The sequence below is a fragment of the Bacillus cereus group sp. N31 genome (assembly GCF_016483245.1).
Taxonomy (GTDB): Bacteria; Bacillota; Bacilli; order Bacillales; family Bacillaceae_G; genus Bacillus_A; species Bacillus_A toyonensis.
Window position 1 is genome coordinate 1 of the sequence record NZ_JAEHCH010000045.1, and the last position, 19,908, is coordinate 19,908.

Genomic DNA, 19,908 nt, shown 5'->3' on the forward strand with positions numbered 1-19,908 from the left:
AAAAAGTATTTCATTCTAAGTGGACTGAAACAGGGGGATTAAAACCTGGGAAAATGGATTGGTTTTGGATAAAGTTTATATTTGAAGACAACGGCACAGATCAAAACGTGTTCCAAGGGGATAGTATTGCATTAAAAATGGAGTTCCAAGCCAATCAAACAGATGGACAAGAAAGATAAATTTAAGAGCAGATTACTTGGAAAAAGTAAAACTGAGTTTATGCCTTTTAATAATTTAAAAGAATGATTACTACATATCTATACCAAAAGCCATTGATATCAGCATTTACGCATGATATCAATGGCTTTTGTAAGTTTAACATTTTGTATGTTTTGTAAAACTAACATTTAATTTATAAATAGTAAACATGTTTAAGAAAAAAGGGGAAAATAAAAGTACCCCCTGACTTTTCTACAAATGAGATGGCAGCGAGCTATAAAAACTTATGCTTAACTTCCTTTTTAATTATTAAAATACCCTTTTAACATGCTTTTTGAGAAACGATTTGGATACAAAGCAACAAGCATTTCATAAGGGCTTCCTTTCCAATAGCGTTTTAAGGGTGTCCATAACTTTTGTTTTATCAGCCATCTTTGATTAAATACTTTTAATAGCTGTTTCTCGTTTAGTTTTTCTTTCTCTTCAATGGTCCACCTTAATGCTTCTAATGCTTTACTTCTAGACCAAAAGCCAACAGGCGTAACTTTAAATTCCCATTCTTTAAAACGTCCTTGATATAAGTCATTAATCATTTTAAATGGACTATTCCCCCACATTAATTGACATGTAGACGCTAATCTGTGAGTCTTTAGCCACTTTATATTGTATACATTCAGTAATTGTTCGGGAGTTAATTTTTCTTTTTCTTCAATGGTCCATTTCAATGCTTCTAATGCTTTTTCTTTTGTCCAGAAGTTATTGGGCGTCATAAGAAATTCCCATTCTTTAAAACGACTGGGGTACAGATCGTTAATCATTGCAAAAGGACTGCTATTCCAATACATCGCCAGAGGGGCACCGAGTTTCTTTCGTTCTAACCATCTTTTACCGTATACCCGTAAGAGCTTTTCTTTTGATAACTTTTCTTTTTCTTCAATCAGCCATTTCAAAATGGTTAATGCCTTTTCTTTCGTCCAAAAATTTAAAGGAGTCATACCAAACTCCCATTCTTTAAACTCATTTGGATATAAATCATTTATCGCTTTAAAAGGACTACTTTCGTATCTATGTTTGAGTAATCCTCGTAGTTTATATTTTACAAGCAATTGAGTGTTCCACTTTTTTTTGATGTCTTCCTTATTCCATTTTAAAATACTGTGTAATAAATATGTGATTACTCTGCGGGCCTGTTTATTATCCATATCCTCTTTCCAAGTATTCGGAGGGAATCGTTTCCTTTTTCCATCCAATATTTCTTGATAAATTTCTTCTATCACAACGGCTTTCATTGACAATATATAAATCCTCCTACATTTGTATTTATATTTATACAGTATTAGCGTTTTAATTAATATATCTATATTAATTAATTTACATGGAATTATCATTAAAAACAATACATAGTTTGTTTTTTCTTAAAAATCTAATTATTAAGCAAATGTATATTTCTTTAAATTTTCTAATTTTTGGTATATACTTAATTAGAATCACTATATCTGTATATTAAGAGTGTATTTGTATGGAGAAGCTTAACAAAAGCGATATCATTCGCACCGTTCTGCAAAATGGTTTCTTTGGACATCCCAAAGGACCATTTACTTTATTCTTTACAGAATTTTGGGAGCGATTTTCTTATTATGGAATGAGAGCAATATTACTTTACTATATGTATTATTCCATTTCAAAAGGTGGCCTAGGGATGGATCATGCTACAGCTGCATCCATTATGGCTATCTGTGGTTCGTTAGTTTACATGTCTGGAATTATTGGTGGGTGGATTGCAGATCGCCTATTAGGTTCAAGTAGAACAATATTTTGGGGTGGCGTTGTAATTATGATCGGTCATCTCATATTAGCTCTACCAGGAACGGTTAGCACGTTATTTATCTCAATGGTATTTTTAGTACTTGGAACAGGGTTATTAAAACCGAATGTATCTAGTATTGTTGGTGATTTATATAGTGAATCAGATACTCGTCGTGATTCAGGTTTCAGTATTTTCTATATGGGTATTAATTTAGGGGCACTATTATCTCCGTTTGTGATAGGAACACTTGGTCAAAAGCATAACTTTCACCTTGAGAACGGTCATAAAGCTCAAAGAACTGAGAGTTTTAGATATCAGGTACAAAATTATGATTTAAATACGTTACAACTTTATAGTGCAGATGAAGATTTCCGTATGAGATTGATTAAACATGGATAAATATATTAGTAGGGTTAGGTGAAAAAACCTAGCGCTTATTTTAGGGGGATATTGCATAAATGGAGCGGGTTATACAAGAGTTTTTTTCTCCAAGTAAAAACTATAAGGTTCAAATGATTAAAAGAAAGGATGGTCTATATACAACAGAAGCTTATAGGTGGATGGAGGATTGTGGATATGAATTTTGGAGTTATATATCACAAGGATTGACTTTGATAGATAGTGAGGAACATGCGCAAAAGATTGCTATGGAACAACTAATAGAATGTTCAAGAGAGAGGTTTAAAAATACTTAATTATATTTGTAAAATTATAAAGGAGTATTATTATTATTATTATTGAAAGAACACAAATCTTTTGTAAGTGAACCTAGTAGTATTAATTTCTAGATTCATATACTTTTATGAAAATACATGCAGTAAATTTTTAATCTTATTTATTTTATAGGAATTATGAGGTATACTAAACGTAGGTGCAAAATGTACCATTTGAAAAAGAGTGCATTGCAAAAAAAGGAATCCGTCAAGGATTCCTTTTTTGTTTTTTTTTATGAAGCAACGTTCTAATTGTCTCTTTCTTTTTTATGAATGAACTACCACCTTATAAACTTAAAATTTATTTTTGGAAAATTGCCATATTCCTGTAACAAAACAAAGGTATGTTATGTGTATAAAATATAAAGAGAAAGAAGGAAAAGTTGTGAAAAAATTTTTGCCAATTGTTGCGTTATTAGGCATGATGAGTTTTGGAGTACAGGAAATAAATGTAAGAGCTGATACTTATCACAAGAGTGATTCAAAAATTAGTTTTTGGGATTCAAAAAGGAAGGGTACTAATTTCATGAATAGTACGTCATTGCCTGAAAACTATAAAAGTGCAAAAGAAGCAAATATTGAATATGTTCGTTTAGCACCTGATAAATGGGCAAAAGATAAAGATTTTCTATTTGAGGATAAACCAGATACTTCTGGAAAGGATTTTCTGATAGGTAATGCAGATAACTATCAGGGATTAGTAAAGGAGGATCTAGAAAAATTAAAAGCGGATTTAGATGCTGCCCAATCGCAAGGAATGAAAGTTGTCCTTACAATGTTATCTTTACCTGGTGATCGATGGCGTCAATTTAATAATAACAAGAATGACGACAGAATATGGGAAGAAGAGAAGTATCAAGAACAAGCAAGTCAATTTTGGAAGGATCTTGCTCTGGAACTAAAAGATCACCCCGCGGTGGTTGGTTATAATATTATAAATGAACCACATCCAGAAACAGCTAAAAATAATAGATATAATGATTTTTGGACGGAAGATTACGAGAAATGGTATGCAAAAGTGAAGGGAACGACAGCGGATTTAAACAGATTCTATCAAAAGGTGATTAATTCCATACGTGAAGTAGACCAAGAAACACCGGTTATTTTAGATTCGGGTTTATATGCTACTCCATGGGCCTTTAAATATTTAAAACCAGTAAATGATAAAAAAACACTATACGCATTTCATATGTATGAACCATATGAATTAACGAGCCAAGGTGAAAAACAAAACAAGGAATATCAATATCCAGGATTAGTAAAAGTAGGAGATTTAGAGAAACCTGTAATGTGGAATAAACAAGGATTAGAGAAATTTTTGAAGCCAATCCAACAATGGTCTAAGAAAAACCATGTACCATCTAATCGAATTATTGCAGAGGAGTTTGGAATTAACCGTACTGTTCCAGGAGCTAGCCAATACATGCAAGATCTTATTTCTATCTTCAACCAAAAAGGTTGGCATAAATCATTCTATGCATTCCGTGAAGACACATGGACGGGAATGAATTATGAATTGGGAACAGGAAAAATAAAATGGGACGAAGAGGGTAAATCGATACGCCAAGATAATTCACTCTGGGATGTAATTAAAAAAGATTTACAAACGAGTAAATAGTTTAGAATATTAGGTCTAAGGACTAAATGTAAGCATCTAATTCAAATAGAATTAGATGCTTTTTATTTCGAAAAAAGGTGGAGTTGAATTAAAGATTCCATCTTTTCTTTTGCATAAAGAGTACCAATCAGGTTTATTTACAACGAAAAATAAGATTTTTAGAGAATAGCTTAGAAAAAAATTGTGGAGGTTTAAACAAATGTGGTCACAATTGTTTAAACCTTTAAAGTAAATAAGTTTTATGAATTTTTCGTGAGATCCCAACCTTTAAATGTTGTAATTTATTTACTTATTTCCCCAATTGGATATATTTCTCTAATTGGATGGAAGTTTAGAATACAGAATCAAAACATAATAGGCTGTTATCGATGAGTTTATCGTAAAGTTGTTATTTAATGTGTCATCAAATAACATTTATATACAATAATACATAAAGAAAAGGAGATATTTATGAAAAAATATAGAGTAATAGACACAACTTAAATAGTATGAATAGTTTAGATTGTAAAAACATGAAGAAGAAAACAAAAAAACTTAAGAGTACTAAGGAAAAATGAGGGAGATAATATGGGGAATAATTCAAAACATAAAACTAGAAAAATACTTGCGGCTACTGCTACAGTAACTATGCTTGCGACTGGAATGATTTCTTCATCGGATGTCTTTGCGGAGCAAAAGGAGCAGCAAAAAAATTTATCGACATCACTGCAAAATGAAAAGTCAGTTAAATCAGAAAATAGAACATTTACAGTCCCAGGAAAAGGGGATGTTGAGGTACTGAAACAACAGGAAAGAAAAAGTATGGCATTTAGTCCATATGAACCAACTGGTTTATATGCAAAGCCAAATGAACAAATAACGATTAATGTAGAAGGTAATCAAGATATTCAGGTATATATTGGAACGTATTCGTATGATGCTTCTTGGAGAGAAGATTCTAAGATAAAATCATTTACATTAAAACCTGGTATAAACACAATCCAATCTCCAAATGGAGGGATGATTTATTTTTATAATAAACAACAAGGTGGTACCATTCGAACAACAATCACAACAGGTGGAACGACTACGCCTTTCTTTGAACTAGGAAAGCATACGAAACAAGATTTAATAAACATGCTGGACCAATATCCTAATGCACATGCAGTGGAGTTAAAAGGAGAACGTGTATTAATTACGGCCAGCCCTGCACGTGTTAAGAAATATTTGTTGGGTTCTAATACAGATCCTGTACAACTATTGAAAAAGATGGATGAAGCTACTCGAATTCAAGACAAAGTAGCTGGATTATCCGAAGAACAAGTAGATAAACATTATATTCATTATGTAGAAGAAAATCATTCTCCCGATTATTATATGTATGCAACTTCTTATCGAACCGCATATGTAGGAGATGCAATCCAATACGTGTTAGATATTAATAAATTTATAACAGATGGCTGGGGCCCTTGGCATGAGGCAGGACATTTGAGACAACAATCGCCCTGGAAGTTTTATAATATGACAGAAGTACAAAATAATATATACAGCCTTTCTGTAGAAAAAGCATTTAATCAACCATCCAACTTAGAGAAAAGTGGAATTTATCCAAAAGCATTTCAATATCTAGAACAAGCGAATAAAAATTATGACGAAATTAGTGATGTTTTTGTAAAACTTGTTATGCTTTGGCAACTACAGTTAGCGTATGGAGAGGATTTCTATCCTAAATTGCATCAATTGTATAGAGACATGCCTTCAAGTGAACTTCCACAAACTGATGAAAATAAAAAACAATTATTTATGATTTCAGCATCAAAAGTAGCCAAACAAAATTTGATTCCTTTCTTTGAGAAGTGGGGATTACGTCCAAATAACGATACCATTCAAAAAGTAGCTGCATTAGGATATCCAATTTTAACAGCAGAGATTTGGAAGGGGACGGATTCTAATCCAATTAAACCAGATATGCCTAATGTAAATAATATTTTAGAAGGAAACCAGTTTGCATGGTCGCTGAAAGGGATTGGAGATTTTGAATTCGCAAAAGTAAATTTAAATAAATCAACAGAAGAAATGCAAATTGATCTAAAGGCAGGTGTACCACATAACTACTTTGATAGTACATATGCAAGTATTAAAGTGCAAAACATATCAGGTAAAGTAGTATATAACAAGGAGTTTTATGGGAATAAACAGCAAAATGCTGAAACACAAAAAGTTTCAGTAAAGACCGGCGATTTTATTGAGCTTACACATTTAGAAGGCGGAGAGAGGGCAACATTAATAAATTTAGATAATAATAAACGTGAAAGCCTTGATAAAAAAGTAATGTATGAAGTTACAAAGGATGGCCTGAAAAAAGTAAATCAAATTGTTAATCCGAAACCAGATACAGAAGCTCCCACACAGCCACAAGGATTATATGCAAGCAACATTACTTCTAACAGTGTAGAGCTAAAATGGAATCCTTCTACAGATAATATAGGTGTAAAAGAATATCAAGTATTACGTGATGGACAATTGATTCAAACTGTACAAGGAATGACATTTATTGATCAAACCTTAACAGCTAATAAGGAATATAAATATGCAGTGAAGGCTGTAGATGCAGCTGGAAATACATCGATTCAAAGTGAAATTCTTCCGGTAAAAACCAAAGATCAAAATGTATCTTATGAAAAATGGGATCCAAAGAAGGCATATACAAAGGGCGATAAAGTAGAACATCAAGGGACAGTGTATGAAGCGGTTCAAAATCATCAAGGAAATGGTGACCCGAATTGGATATTTGCGTTATCTTTATGGAAACCACTTACAATCAAATAACATGTAAGAATCAGATGTGAAGATAGAACAACATAAAATTGGGGCAGTATTTTAAAGATTTACTGGATGTTGCTTGAATTTTGATAGATTTCTCTACTAAGTTATTATTCAATAATAAAAATTAGAAAAGGATGTAGATTAGTGATTAGTCAGAAAACGAAGAAAAGATTTAATAAAGTTATTATAATGACCGCAGCATGTAGCATGTTTTCTATGTTTGAAACGTCTATTTTGCACACTAAAGCTGCAACACATTCAGCTGCTCCAGCAGTTTATGTGAGTCCCCAAAATATACCTGCCTCAGATATTATTAGTATAGACTGGTCACCAGTTCAGACACCACCTTATACGTACTGGGCTGTACACAACTGGAATGCAGGTGGTGAAGCTGGAGGATATGCTGGTTTTCAACAACAAAGTGGGTTTGATGAAAATGGAAAACGTACTTTACATTTTGCCTTATGGGATCCAATTTCCTCTAAAGAAGCAATAAAGGCCGAATACTTATCTCCGAATTCGCAAGCTGGACCCTTTGGAGGAGAAGGAACAGGAATGAAGGTTCAAACAACTTATGGTTGGAAAGACTACAATTGGTACACAATGACAATGCGTTCATGGCAAGAAAATGGTCATACTAAATTTGGACAATGGATGAAAGATGTAACAAAGAATAAATGGCATCAAATTGCAATTATGGACTTTCCGGTTGCTAATGTTGCATTTAATCATGGATTAGGAATGTTTCAAGAAGACTGGGCTGATAGTGGACAGAATGTTCGAGAAGCGCGCCTGAAAAATGGTTATAGCCGAAAATTAGTTGATAAACAATGGAGTTCTTGGAATAATCAAAGTATTTCTGGAACGCATGATAATACTTATCAATATGATGGAGGATCTACTTCAGAATATGTATGGGTCAAAGCAGGAGGTAATACGCAGTCTACTATTGGGTCAGGAAAAATATTCACGCTAAATCAACCTACTCAACCTGAAATAGGAAAACTAGATTTTGATATCCAATCTATATATTATGAAAATGAAAAATTAAATGTATCTTGGAAACTAAAAGAAAATAGTACACCGCAATTTAAGGGGAAAATTGAAATTTATAACAATGAAAATATGACGGGCCAACCTATTAACGTAATTGATGATATTAAATCTTATCAAAATGGAATCAGTCAATCTATATCATTACCAACAAATGCTTATGCAAAAATTGTATTAACGGATATATTTGATCAAACTGTTGAGAAAAAGGTACAAATCAAAAATGAGTCTCCAAACATTTTTGAAGGTAATGAATTTGCATGGTCGCTGAAAGGGATTGGAGATTTTGAATTTGCGAAAGTAAATTTAAATAAATCAACAGAAGAAATGCAAATTGATCTAAAAGCAGGTGTACCACATGACTACTTTGATAGTACATATGCAAGTATTAAAGTGCAAAACACATCAGGTAAAGTGGTCTATAACAAAGAGATTTATGGAAACAAACAGCAAAATGCTGAATCGCAAAAAGTTCCAGTCAAAGTAGGCGATTATATAGAGTTAACACATCTAGAAGGTGTACATAGAGCTACTCTTACAAATGTAGATAATAGTAAACAAGGGAGCTTTGGAAAAAAAGCCATATACGAAGTTACAAAGGAAGGCCTGAAGAAAGTAGAAAAAATGCCAGAAGCAACAATTTTAGAAGGAAACAAGTTTGCCTGGTCATTAAAAGGATATAGTGATAGAGAAATTGCAAAAGTAGATTATGATAAAACGGTAGAAGAGATGAAGGTAAAACTAGAAGCAGGTGTACCACATTCCTATTTTGCTAGTACGTATGCGAGTATTAAGATCCAGAATTCTTCTGGTAACGTTCTGTACAATAAGGAAATCGTGGGAAATAAACAACAAAATGCTGAAAGCCAAACTGTGTCCGTCAAGGTAGGGGATTACATTGAGTTTACCCATATAGAAGGAGAAGCAACAAAGGAAAAAACGCGAGCAACTTTAATTAACCTTGAAAATAACAAAAATGAAACCATTGGAAAAACAGCAAGATATCAAGTTACAAAAGAAGGCTTGAAGAAAGTAGAGAAAATGCCAGAAACAACGGTTTTAGATGGAAATCAATTCGCTTGGTCACTAAAGGGATATAATGATCGAGAAATCGCGAAAATAGAATATAACAAAGCAACAGAAAAAATGCAGCTTAAATTAGAAGCGGGTATACCCCATTCTTATTTTACTAATACGTATGCAAGCATTAAAGTCCAGAATTTATCCGGTAATATTTTGTACAATAAAGAAATTATAGGAAATAGACAACAAGATGCTGAGAGCCAAACCGTTTCAGTCAAAGTAGGAGATTGTATTGAGTTTACTCATATAGAGGGAGAAGCACAAAAGGAAAAGACACGCGCCACACTTACTAATCTTGAGAATAGTAAGCAGGAGTATATGGGAAAGAAAAGGATATATCAGGTTACCTCTATGGGATTATTAATAAAGTCATAGATTTTACTACAAAAGTTAAATTATAGATTTATATATTATATAAAAATCTTAACCATTATACGCATTAAAAAATTCTCAAGAGAATATAGATTGGCGGGTATAGTATGAACATATTCAAAGGGTTTCTAATTTCATCAATTGCAATGACCACATTTGTAGGAACAGATCTAATCCTACAAAATGATAGTATTCATAATAAAGTTTACGCTGAATCTTATAATGTCACATACAAAGAAAGAGATTCACAGGAAGAAAGATTAATTGTAAAGTTTAAAAATCAAATTGACTTACCTTATGAAGATGGTATTGAGAAACGAATAAAAAATGGGGATTATGATAACAATTTAAAGAAGTTATTTTCCGAAAATACAGAACTTACTTTGAATCGTCTGTTCTCATCTGTAAATCCGATAGAGATTGAAAAATTATCAGTACAATCTAAATCAGTTGCTAATGAATCAGCTAATAATTTATTAAATTATTATATTGTACAAGCTCCTAATAACATAGAAATAGAATTATTACTAAAAAAATTTGAAACATCTCCTCTTGTAGAGGAGGCTTATATACAAGAAAAACAAATTTTGACACCCCCTGAAATACAGTTACCAAATTTATCTGTTAATCCGCACGATGATCCTAGATTTAAAAATCAAGGATATCTTGAAGCGGCACCAAAGGGAATTAATGCCTCGCATGCTTGGAGCATTAAAGGTGGTGACGGGAAGGATACAACTTTTGTGGATATGGAATATGGATGGTTATTGAACCATGAGGATTTAGTTAATAAAAATATTAAGCTTATGTCGGGACAAAATATAAGCCAGCATAGAGCTCATGGTACTTCTGTATTAGGAATTGTTTCATCTGAAGATAATCAAATTGGAAATATTGGAATTGCACCAAAAGCAAATGTAAAAGTAATATCCCAGATTAGGGATAATGGAATTTATAATACAGCGGATGCTATTTTAAGTGCTGTACATAATTTACAAGCGGGAGATATTCTTTTATTAGAGGCACAAGCTTCGTATGATGGGTATGGGGATAAATATTTACCTGTAGAAGTACATCCAGATATTTTTGATGCAATTCGTGTTGGGGCAGATAAAGGGATTATTATTATAGAAGCTGGCGCAAATGGTTCAAACGACTTAGATAATTTTAAAGATCGTAATGGGAAAAAAATCTTAAATCGAAATAGTCCAGACTTCAAGGATTCAGGTGCTATTATGGTTGGGGCGGGATCATCAACTGTTCCACATAAACGTTTATGGTTTTCAAATTATGGAAGTCGATTAGATGTATATGGATGGGGAGAAAATGTTGATACAACATCAGCAAATCCAAGTCAAAATACTACAAATTTATATACATCAACATTTAGTGGAACATCAAGTGCTTCACCAATTATTGCTGGAGCAGCAACTTCGATTCAAGGTATTGCTAAAGAACATCGAGGTTCTCCTTATACACCAGCCGAATTAAGAAATATCTTAAGTAATCCGAATACAGGAACAAAATCTCAAGATCCGTGGAATGATAGAATAGGTGTTTTACCAGATCTAAAATCTATATTAGATAACTTAGGTTTTAATTCAGATATCCCGAACTCTTCTAGTATTTTAGAAGGAAACCAGTTTGCATGGTCACTAAAAGGAATTAGTGATTTCGAGTTTGCAAAAATTAATTTCAATAAGTCAACAGAAGAAATGCAAATCGACTTAAAAGCAGGCGTACCGCATCATTATTTTAATGAAACGTATGCGAGTATTAAAGTACAAAATGCAACAGGAAAAGTAGAATACAATAAAGACATTTATGGAAACAAACAACAAAATGCCGAATCGCAAAGAGTTCCAGTCAAAGTAGGAGACTATATTGAATTAACACATCTAGAAGGTATTCATAGAGCTACTTTAACAAATGTAGGTAATAGTAAACAAGAAAGCTTTGGAAAAAAAGCAATATACCAAGTTACAAAGGAAGGTCTGAAGAAAGCAGAAAAAATGCCCGAAGCAACAATTTTAGATGGAAATCAATTTGCATGGTCACTAAAAGGAATTAGTGATTTCGAGTTTGCAAAAGTTAATTTCAATAAGTCGACAGAAGAAATGCAAATCGACTTAAAAGCAGGCGTACCGCATCATTATTTTAATGAAACGTATGCGAGTATTAAAGTACAAAATGCAACAGGGAAAGTAGTATACAATAAAGACATTTATGGAAACAAACAACAAAATGCTGAATCACAAAAGGTACCAGTCAAAGTAGGAGATTATATCGAGTTAACACATTTAGAAGGTGTGCATAGAGCTACTTTCACAAATGTCGATAATAGTAAACAAGAGAGCTTTGGAAAAAAAGCAATGTACGAAGTTACAAAAGAAGGGCTGAAGAAAGTAGAGAAAATGCCGGAAACAACAGTTTTAGATGGAAATCAATTTAGCTGGTCTTTAAAGGGATATAATGATCGAGAGATCGCAAAAGTAGAGTATAACAAAGCAACAGAAAAAATGCAGATCAAATTAGAAGCCGGTATACCACACTCCTATTTTACTAGTACGTATGCAAGCATTAAAGTTCAAAACTCATCGGGCAATATTTTGTACAATAAAGAAATTGTAGGAAATAGACAACAAGCCGCTGAAATTCAAACTGTTCCAGTAAAAATAGGAGACTATATTGAATTTAACCATATAGAAGGAGAAGCACAAAAGGAAAAGACAAGAGCTTTACTAATTAATCTTGAGAATAGTAAACAGGAATTTATGGGTAAGAAAAGAACATATCAAGTTACTTCTACGGGATTAAACAAAATAGAATAACATGAAAAACATTCTAATTATTCGTTAGATGCTAATAGTCGTTCATTATGAACGGCTATTTGGCTTTTATTTAAAGAAAAGTGAAACGAAAATACTCTCTCTTTTGTATATACTCTCATTGCCATCAACTGCTACATTTGTTTATCAGGGGGGAAAATTTTAAAAATGTGCTTGAGAATTGATAAATGTTTAAGTGCTATAGATTTGAGAAAAAAGAAACAGAATAGTAAGGTATTTATTGATAAACCCTCTCTGGCATTACAATATTTTACATATTTGGTATGATGTATATGGGTTCTATGTATATTAAGGGAGGAATGAGAATAAAGAGGTTCATAACATGTGCAAGTGGTAATACAATCTCAAAAAAGTTAGTTTTAATGATGTTGCCGATGGTTTTAATGATATTGATGATTACACCATCGAATGATGTATCGGCAGCCAATCTATCAAAAGCAGGTTCACTAAAAGGCGTGAATTTATTTAATGGAAGTTGGACAGTGGCTATACAGGCAGCAAATTTACAATATGTTTCTGCTGAGCCTTTGGGAAATGTAATAGCAAATCGTAATGCAGTTAATGAATGGGAGAAATTTGAATTAATTCCGACTGGGGAATTATATACGTACGCGTTAAAAGCTAAAAGTAATGGGAAGTATGTTTCGTTTGAGCCAAATGGTAGAGTAGTAGCAGATCGTATATCAATTGGAGCATGGGAAAAATTTATCTTATATAATGGTGGGGATAATAGGATATATGTATTACAAGCACTAAGTAATGGTAGATATTTATCAGCAAATGGTGGTAGAGAATTAACAGCTACTAGTTATGTAGCTGGGAGCTGGGAAAGATTTGTTATAGTATACTTCTAAAACACTAGATAATAATCAAATTCAAAAATAAAGTATGGTGGGTGTAAGTTTAAATACTTATAAAAAAGACACTACAAGAGTGTCTTTTTTTTGAAAATACTCTATAATTAACTTTGGGGAAGGTAATGTTAGAGTATTCGTTTAACATTATCTTTATATTTGATAAACCATGAAATCGAAAGATTTTGTGGTTTATTTTTTGAACAATAGATATTACAGTATTGGCAGTGAGCTATTGACCATTATAAACATTAGGAGACAAGGGATTAAAAGTCTAACATCGAATAACGGTTCCAGAATATAGCGTTGCGAAATGATCTCCCATATCCCAAACGGTACTAGCCTGTATATAGCCCTTAAAGCCATCTGAAGAATAATAAATTTCTTTTGGTATACTTTCTTTAGATTGGAAATGTGCTTTAGAGTACTTTACATAATGGTTTTTAATAACCTTTGATTCTGGAACAATAGTGTTTTTTTGTTCCAATGTTGGCCTAGCACTAGAAGGTGGTATGAATTTTACAGTGTCTTGGTAATTAGGGTCTAAGGTGTCAGCTTGTACACTGTGTGACGAAACAAAGACGCTTAAACTACTTCCCGCGATTAAAGTTGCAAATACTAACTTTGAGAATTTTGTTAATCTACTCATTTTATAATCTCCTTTTTATTATTTTGTAAGGTATCTCCTTACACCTCACAGTCTATATCCACTACAAAAGGGTGTACATACATATTGATAGACAAATTTCTACAAAATACCTCATGTTTTGGCTTTTATGTATAATAATCCAATGTCTAATAATCTATCAAAAGTAAAAAGGTAGGTCTTATATAAAAGAAAATGAATAATTTATGCAGAGTTTGTATATTGAATTATTGTTTAAATATTCTAAAATGAGTTGATAAAGATGTTGGTATGTTTTTGGGAAAACAAATGATTCCCTAGGTGAAATTTGGAAGGAAGATTCTCTGTTAGAGTTTTTATAAGGCAATTCATTTTCTTAGATTCAAAATGTAAAAATAACTAAAGAATTAAGTACAAGCACACATTTTAAATAAAAGCTCTGTTAAAGGTACATGTTGATATTTGAAACCAATCCGAAATCTTAGTATAATTTCATGAGAACTAACGTTCTGTATGTATTAAGGTTGAGCAAGGCGTTCGGTAATCTATTGAAACATATTCGTGATTTGTCACACAGAAAGCAAGTATTTCAATGGGTAAAACGCTATGTTGAGCCATTTTTCTCTGTCGGTGGTCGCCTAATCAATGAAATGACTGATGCTTATGATAGTTTAGGTCTAGCAACATTCAGTGTTTAAACGAATGAATTAAGAAAAGGGTGAAATATTGGATAACTCGAAATGGATGCCTTTAAGTAATGTTGATGATTATGAGGAAATTTGGGCAGGAGGAAGAGTTAGGTTGTACAATGTTGGTATGAATAGAGAAGACAAAGAAAATGATTTCTATGAATATATTATTTCTTATATCTACGACAACAATAACTACTTACAACTAACTAATTTAACAACAGGAAAAGCAGGTTATATTATTTGTATCATTGAAAAAGAATTACCAAATAATTATGCTTTGGGCAAAACATTAAAGCAAAGAATAGGCTTAGAAAATACCTATTTTAGATTTGAATGTGAATAATCAACAACTAAGGGAAGCACCAACTCTAAGGTGTCTTCCCATATTTAATACTTTTTATCAATAATCAATAGTAACAGAGTCTAAATAAAAAAGTGAGAAGAATGAATAACATTCTTCTCACTTTCAGCAATTAGGGTGGCATATTCATCAATATGCATTAGGTTGGAATTTTGGATGAAAAATCCACATGCATAGTATAACAAACTACATAAGGTAGATTATATGTAATATTGCATATAGGGAAAGATTCTTCTATAGAAATAAAATACAGTTTATACTGTATTATTGATTTATTATAAAATAATAATATATTATCGGATTTTATATCTATTACTTATGTATACGTGTTAAAATAAATTTCTTCAATTTATTTTATTCTCCTATATAGAATTTATGGTTTAGTTATCTCTTACAACAAAATCGGCAGTAGTAAATGATTCATGAATAGTGTGATGCATTTAAAATGGTTCAAAGGATGTTAAATTATTGCCTTTTAAAAGAACGGAAAGAGTTTTTCGAGTTAGCATCTTTTGCATAATAATTATTGAAGAGGGAAATTCCACTTAGAAATACTTTTAAGCAGAAGAATAGAGTGGTTTAATTTCTAATGGTCCCAGTATCCTTTATTTTGACATGTGTCTTTACATTTATTTTAGCCTCTGCTAACGCTTGCAACCAATCTTCTTTTCGTTTTTTCCACTGTTTATATTGAAAAGCTCTAGCATATAGGGATAATCCGATTGGATCAATTTTATTCTGCTGTATTTCATCCAACATATTTTGTAATTCCTTATTAATTTCTTTTTCGATAGCGTTTTCTAAATTATTTATATTTTTTTTATTATCATAATGCTCCTTAATTAAATTCGCATTGGTTTTTTCTATTAAAGCTACATTAGCATTTATTTGGAGATTAAATACAAACTTTCCGTTTTTAAAATTAACATCTATCTTCCTTTTCGCATTCTGTACGAAGATAGAAGTGTTTGTTTTTTTGTTGGACTTTTTAGGAGGAAGTGCAAGGTGTAGTATCATCCGGCCTGTATTTTTTGACTTATTTATAAGATTGAAGAACTTAACATCTTTTTTAGGGATACGAGTTAAATATTTTCCTTGTCGATCTAAAAGTGCAATTCCTATCGTGTCAATTTCATTCTTTGTTTTTTTGATAAGTGGAACAATTTGTGTCATTCCTTCTTCATTTTGTTCTCTCGTTAATTGTTGAATCGTAGAAGAAACGGATTGATTATTTTGAATGGAGGATTCGATTACACTACTTATATAAGATGGTAGTGATGGTTTATCTGGCTTATTAATTGTAAAAATTTCTTCTACAGGTCCATCTACAAGTACTACTTTAGCATTAATTGTAGCGTAAGGATCACGGTAAGAAGAATCAAGTTCCTGCAACCAATTTGATTCTCGCGCCAATTTTTCCCCAATTAAAATGATTTCAGCTTTGGAGGCTGTCATATAGCCCGTTAACTTTGTATCTATCTTACTGAAGCCATTATATACAGTTGATGCCTGGGTCCATTGCTCTATAGTACTTTGTTGCTGTTTATGATGAAAGAGTGGGATGCTTGTGCCAACTTTTATGTCTCCATTAGGGGCTCTATCCAAGCCAATTAATAGGATTAATGAAACCTTCTCAAGAGGAATTCTCTGACTACAACCAATTAAACATATACAACAAATTACAATCCATATCCATTTTCGAATCAAAGTTGTTTCCTCCTAGTAACCCAAGCAAAAAGAATGCTGTAAGCGAAAAATAAGATTGGTAATAGAATAAAGAAAATGATATTTAAGATATCCATAAGAGAATATATAAATAAATATTGATCCACATTGGGATTTAGAAAAATAAATAAGCCGACTATTAATACCATAAAACCAACCAGCGCCCAATTGCGAGCGTTTTTTTGAAGTGAAATGGTCACAGACTCAAAACTGAAAAATAAATATGGATATATTGTAGTGGAAAATACAATTAAATAGTAAGCGATATATATAATTTCTAATCGTTCTATGAAAGAAAAACGAACTCCTTTTAACAGATGAAATACTGGCCAAATTACGTCTTTTATCCCCTCCGGACTAAAGTATATATAAGAAAGAATAGTCACATATAGATAGAAAAACATGGTTCCAGTATTCGCAATTAGTATTCCCTTTATAGCTTGTTGTTTTTTTTGTAAGAACGGATATATATAATATGCAATTTCTAAGCCGGCATAAGGGGTAATGGTTTCTTTCGTTGCCTTTACAATAGGGTATAAGCCATCTTTAAAAATAGGAAGTAGGTGTAAAGGAGCATACATACTCTTTAATGAAAAAAGAAGAAATAGTGGCATCCAAGTAGTGAAGAAGAAAACAAGCATAGAATAACTAATAAGAGCCCTTAACCCACTCAGGACTAAAATAATAAAAGGCAATAGTAATAATATGGTGATTTGATAAGCAGGAGTGGAAGGGAATATCCACACTTTTACAATATCAGTTGCCTTTAATAAAGTATTAAAACCAGCAAAAAATAGATAAAAAGCATATAAATGAAAAAGAATTGTACCTAGCCATTTACCAAAGTATGTTTTTAAAATCTGTGAGAAATTTTTGTTAGGGTTTTTTTGTAACATTAATATAATAAATACACCAATTATAGAAGTGGTTATCCAACCCAAAATGATAGAAATCCAGCCATCTGTGCCAGCGGTAGTAGCAAGTGGGCTTGGCATAATTAACATACCTGAGGCTAGTTGCAGTGAATGAATGAAAACAATAAATTCAAATAAGGTTATGTTTTGGAATTTAAGATTCCCCATGTTAACCACCTTCTTTTTTCTTTTTTTGTTTCGGCTGCCCTGTACTCGAGCGGGTGGTAATCATAGAAATAGGAAATCTTACAAATGAATCTTTTAGCTCTTGGAGACGAAATGGTGCGATTGGCAATCCATATGGTGAACCATAGGAAGTTAGTGAAACAAAATGAGCAAATAAGAGCATTAATCCACTAACAATACCTACAATGCCATAAAAATATGCCAATAACATCATTGGAAAACGAATAAGGCGTATAGAACTTGATAAATCGTAATTAGAAACAATAAATGATGCAATGGCAGTAATAGATACGATAATAACCATAACGTTACTCACAAGACCAGCCTGAACAGCCGCCTGCCCAATTACAATCCCTCCAACAATTCCAATTGTTTGTCCTATTGGCTGTGGTAAGCGAATACCAGCTTCACGTAGCATTTCTAGTGTGATTTCCATTATAAAAGCTTCCAGTAAGGGAGAGAAAGGGACTTTGACTCTTGACGTTGCAATAGAAGTGTATAAATCTAAAGGAATGATTTCAAAGTGAAAAGAGACGATAGCAATATAAATTGCGGGTAAAAAAATAGCTATAATAAATCCTGCAAATCGTAATAAACGAAAAAACGATGCAATGAGCCAATGTATATTATAGTCATCCGGAGTCTGAAAAAATCCAATTAAATTCATTGGGACAATCATCGCGCCAGGAGATCTATCAACTAATACTGCTATTTTTCCATCAAGGATATGATTTGAAATGGCGTCTGGGCGTTCGCTTAAATAAGCCTGTGGAAAAGGAGTCCAATTTTGATCTTTTGTATAATTAGATAGTTCCCCGATGCTCAATACCGCATCCGTTTTGATTTTACAGATTCTAGTTTCTATTTCTTGGACTACATCTGTATTTGCTACATCACCTAAGTAAATTAAATAGACTAAAGAAGTGGCCCGTTCTCCAATCGTCAGCTTTTTGATTTTTAACTCTGTAGAAGGAATATATCGACGAATAAGTCCTATGTTTTTTGTGGCATTTTCAATAAATCCATCATGTGATCCTTTAATAGTAACTTCTGAAATTGGTTCTTGAATGGCTCTCTCTGCCCAGCCTTTTGTATTTATTAGAAGTGACCGCTTTTCTCCCTCCATAAACAGTACACATTGACCCTCAAGTAATCCCTCTTTAATTTCATTCCATGTATATACTATTTTGGTATGAGTAGCAATAATATTAGAATTAAATATTTGACTGTCTTCATTTACTTCTTGTAATAATGGTGTAACAACATTGGCTTTTAATGCAATACCATCTGTAAGGCCTTCAAAATAATATAGTAAAATATTCGTGTTTGTTTTTAATTGCAAAGGATGTTCAATCAAATCTGCACTAATATCAAAGATGTTATCTAATGTATTTTTAAGTTCTTTTAAGTTACTTGTTTGGATCTTTTCAATGTTTTTATCTGTTTTAGTTTCTAAGATCTCTTCATTTAAAGACAAAATTGACACCTCTTTAATATATAACGATTAGTTGTATTTATTATTTTTATAAGATGGAATTTTATTCACAAATTTAAACAAATTGGGAACGGAAATTAATAATTGAGAGCAAAAAATAGAGGTAATTTGTGGAAATATAAGTATCAAGATAAGAATTGAAATTTGAATGATTATAATAAAAAAGAACCCTTGATAGGCTCTTTTTCATAGTTGGTAAATATGTTATCAACAATAGATGGCGATTAAGGTATTAATGTAGATGCCTTTAAGTTAATCAGCTGAATTTAGTAGGAAGAATTCTTTTTTCATACCTTAACACTCAATGAAAAAGGATATTTCATTTATTTGGGTGTTCTAGTGGATTTGAATTTTGCGCACTAATAAATTTTGTTTAGGGACAAAATGTATTTTCTTAATTGTCAGAAAAATAAATACGACAAAATTCTTATTAATTATTTTGGTAGGTATCAAATATTTCTTTGGCCTTATTTTCTTGATATTACCGTACGTTTATATGTTTCTAAGGGAAAGAAATACTTTCATTTTTATGACCATCTATTGTTTGATTAAGATGGTAACATGAAAATGAAACGTTTACAACCAGAAAATAAAGAA

General features: G+C 32.1%; 13 protein-coding genes and 2 pseudogenes. 10 read left to right on the forward strand and 5 right to left on the reverse strand.

Annotated elements, in window-relative coordinates:
* A partial coding sequence (locus tag JDS81_RS28725) for a CalY family protein (RefSeq protein ID WP_242476058.1) occupies positions 1-179 on the forward strand: 179 nt, incomplete at its 5' end.
* A gap of 282 nt (positions 180-461) precedes the next feature.
* On the opposite strand, the gene JDS81_RS28730 is transcribed toward JDS81_RS28725, so the two are convergent.
* Positions 462-1,454, reverse strand: a complete 993-nt coding sequence (locus JDS81_RS28730) for a DUF4046 domain-containing protein (protein ID WP_097955196.1) — start codon at positions 1,452-1,454, stop codon at positions 462-464.
* Positions 1,455-1,678: 224 nt separating this feature from the next.
* Between JDS81_RS28730 and JDS81_RS28735 the strand changes: the two are divergent.
* The 7 genes and pseudogenes from JDS81_RS28735 to JDS81_RS28765 form a co-directional block, all read left to right on the forward strand.
* A pseudogene (locus tag JDS81_RS28735) lies at positions 1,679-2,248 on the forward strand (peptide MFS transporter); the annotation flags it as partial.
* A gap of 176 nt (positions 2,249-2,424) precedes the next feature.
* A complete protein-coding gene (locus JDS81_RS28740; RefSeq protein WP_097955199.1) occupies positions 2,425-2,661 on the forward strand; it encodes a hypothetical protein in 237 nt (78 codons plus the stop codon).
* 367 nt (positions 2,662-3,028) lie between these two features.
* On the forward strand, positions 3,029-4,297 hold the full coding sequence (locus JDS81_RS28745; protein WP_097955200.1) for a glycoside hydrolase family 5 protein: 1,269 nt from the start codon (positions 3,029-3,031) through the stop codon (positions 4,295-4,297).
* A gap of 567 nt (positions 4,298-4,864) precedes the next feature.
* The gene (locus JDS81_RS28750) at positions 4,865-7,105 is read left to right on the forward strand and encodes a M60 family metallopeptidase (protein ID WP_097955202.1); all 2,241 of its coding nucleotides are present in this window, start codon (positions 4,865-4,867) and stop codon (positions 7,103-7,105) included.
* Positions 7,106-7,246: 141 nt separating this feature from the next.
* The gene (locus tag JDS81_RS28755; RefSeq protein ID WP_097955203.1) at positions 7,247-9,613 is read left to right on the forward strand and encodes a putative mucin/carbohydrate-binding domain-containing protein; all 2,367 of its coding nucleotides are present in this window, start codon (positions 7,247-7,249) and stop codon (positions 9,611-9,613) included.
* 104 nt (positions 9,614-9,717) lie between these two features.
* Positions 9,718-12,441 (forward strand): putative mucin/carbohydrate-binding domain-containing protein, encoded by a 2,724-nt coding sequence (locus tag JDS81_RS28760; protein ID WP_199688664.1) that lies wholly within the window; start codon positions 9,718-9,720, stop codon positions 12,439-12,441.
* A 317-nt stretch (positions 12,442-12,758) separates the two neighbouring features.
* On the forward strand, positions 12,759-13,313 hold the full coding sequence (locus JDS81_RS28765) for a fascin domain-containing protein (protein WP_179864527.1): 555 nt from the start codon (positions 12,759-12,761) through the stop codon (positions 13,311-13,313).
* A gap of 274 nt (positions 13,314-13,587) precedes the next feature.
* On the opposite strand, the gene JDS81_RS28770 is transcribed toward JDS81_RS28765, so the two are convergent.
* Positions 13,588-13,962, reverse strand: coding sequence for a hypothetical protein (locus tag JDS81_RS28770; RefSeq protein WP_097954837.1), 375 nt, complete (start codon positions 13,960-13,962; stop codon positions 13,588-13,590).
* 500 nt (positions 13,963-14,462) lie between these two features.
* Here JDS81_RS28770 and JDS81_RS28775 point away from each other — a divergent pair.
* Both JDS81_RS28775 and JDS81_RS28780 read left to right on the forward strand, forming a co-directional pair.
* Positions 14,463-14,597: pseudogene (locus JDS81_RS28775) on the forward strand (IS1595 family transposase); the annotation flags it as partial.
* Positions 14,598-14,682: 85 nt separating this feature from the next.
* Positions 14,683-14,973: a hypothetical protein gene (locus JDS81_RS28780; RefSeq protein WP_097954857.1), complete on the forward strand. Its 291-nt coding sequence runs from the start codon at positions 14,683-14,685 to the stop codon at positions 14,971-14,973.
* 597 nt (positions 14,974-15,570) lie between these two features.
* Here the strand turns inward: JDS81_RS28780 and JDS81_RS28785 are convergent.
* From JDS81_RS28785 to JDS81_RS28795, 3 genes are read right to left on the reverse strand one after another with little or no spacing between them, the layout of a single operon-like run.
* Entirely contained in the window at positions 15,571-16,698 is a 1,128-nt protein-coding gene (locus tag JDS81_RS28785; protein ID WP_097954838.1) for a Ger(x)C family spore germination protein, read from the reverse strand.
* Entirely contained in the window at positions 16,695-17,798 is a 1,104-nt protein-coding gene (locus JDS81_RS28790; RefSeq protein ID WP_097954839.1) for a GerAB/ArcD/ProY family transporter, read from the reverse strand. The genes JDS81_RS28785 and JDS81_RS28790 overlap by 4 nt, the downstream gene beginning before the upstream one ends.
* A 1-nt stretch (position 17,799) precedes the next feature.
* Positions 17,800-19,293, reverse strand: a complete 1,494-nt coding sequence (locus tag JDS81_RS28795) for a spore germination protein (protein WP_097954840.1) — start codon at positions 19,291-19,293, stop codon at positions 17,800-17,802.
* Positions 19,294-19,908: the final 615 nt, after the last annotated feature.

Coding starts and splice junctions, on each gene's coding strand:
- JDS81_RS28790 (WP_097954839.1), bottom strand. CDS start 17,798: ATGGGGAATCTTAAATTCCAAAACATAACCTTATTTGAATTTATTGTT.
- JDS81_RS28745 (WP_097955200.1), top strand. CDS start 3,029: ATGTGTATAAAATATAAAGAGAAAGAAGGAAAAGTTGTGAAAAAATTT.
- JDS81_RS28760 (WP_199688664.1), top strand. CDS start 9,718: ATGAACATATTCAAAGGGTTTCTAATTTCATCAATTGCAATGACCACA.
- JDS81_RS28765 (WP_179864527.1), top strand. CDS start 12,759: ATGAGAATAAAGAGGTTCATAACATGTGCAAGTGGTAATACAATCTCA.
- JDS81_RS28770 (WP_097954837.1), bottom strand. CDS start 13,962: ATGAGTAGATTAACAAAATTCTCAAAGTTAGTATTTGCAACTTTAATC.
- JDS81_RS28780 (WP_097954857.1), top strand. CDS start 14,683: ATGCCTTTAAGTAATGTTGATGATTATGAGGAAATTTGGGCAGGAGGA.
- JDS81_RS28740 (WP_097955199.1), top strand. CDS start 2,425: ATGGAGCGGGTTATACAAGAGTTTTTTTCTCCAAGTAAAAACTATAAG.
- JDS81_RS28750 (WP_097955202.1), top strand. CDS start 4,865: ATGGGGAATAATTCAAAACATAAAACTAGAAAAATACTTGCGGCTACT.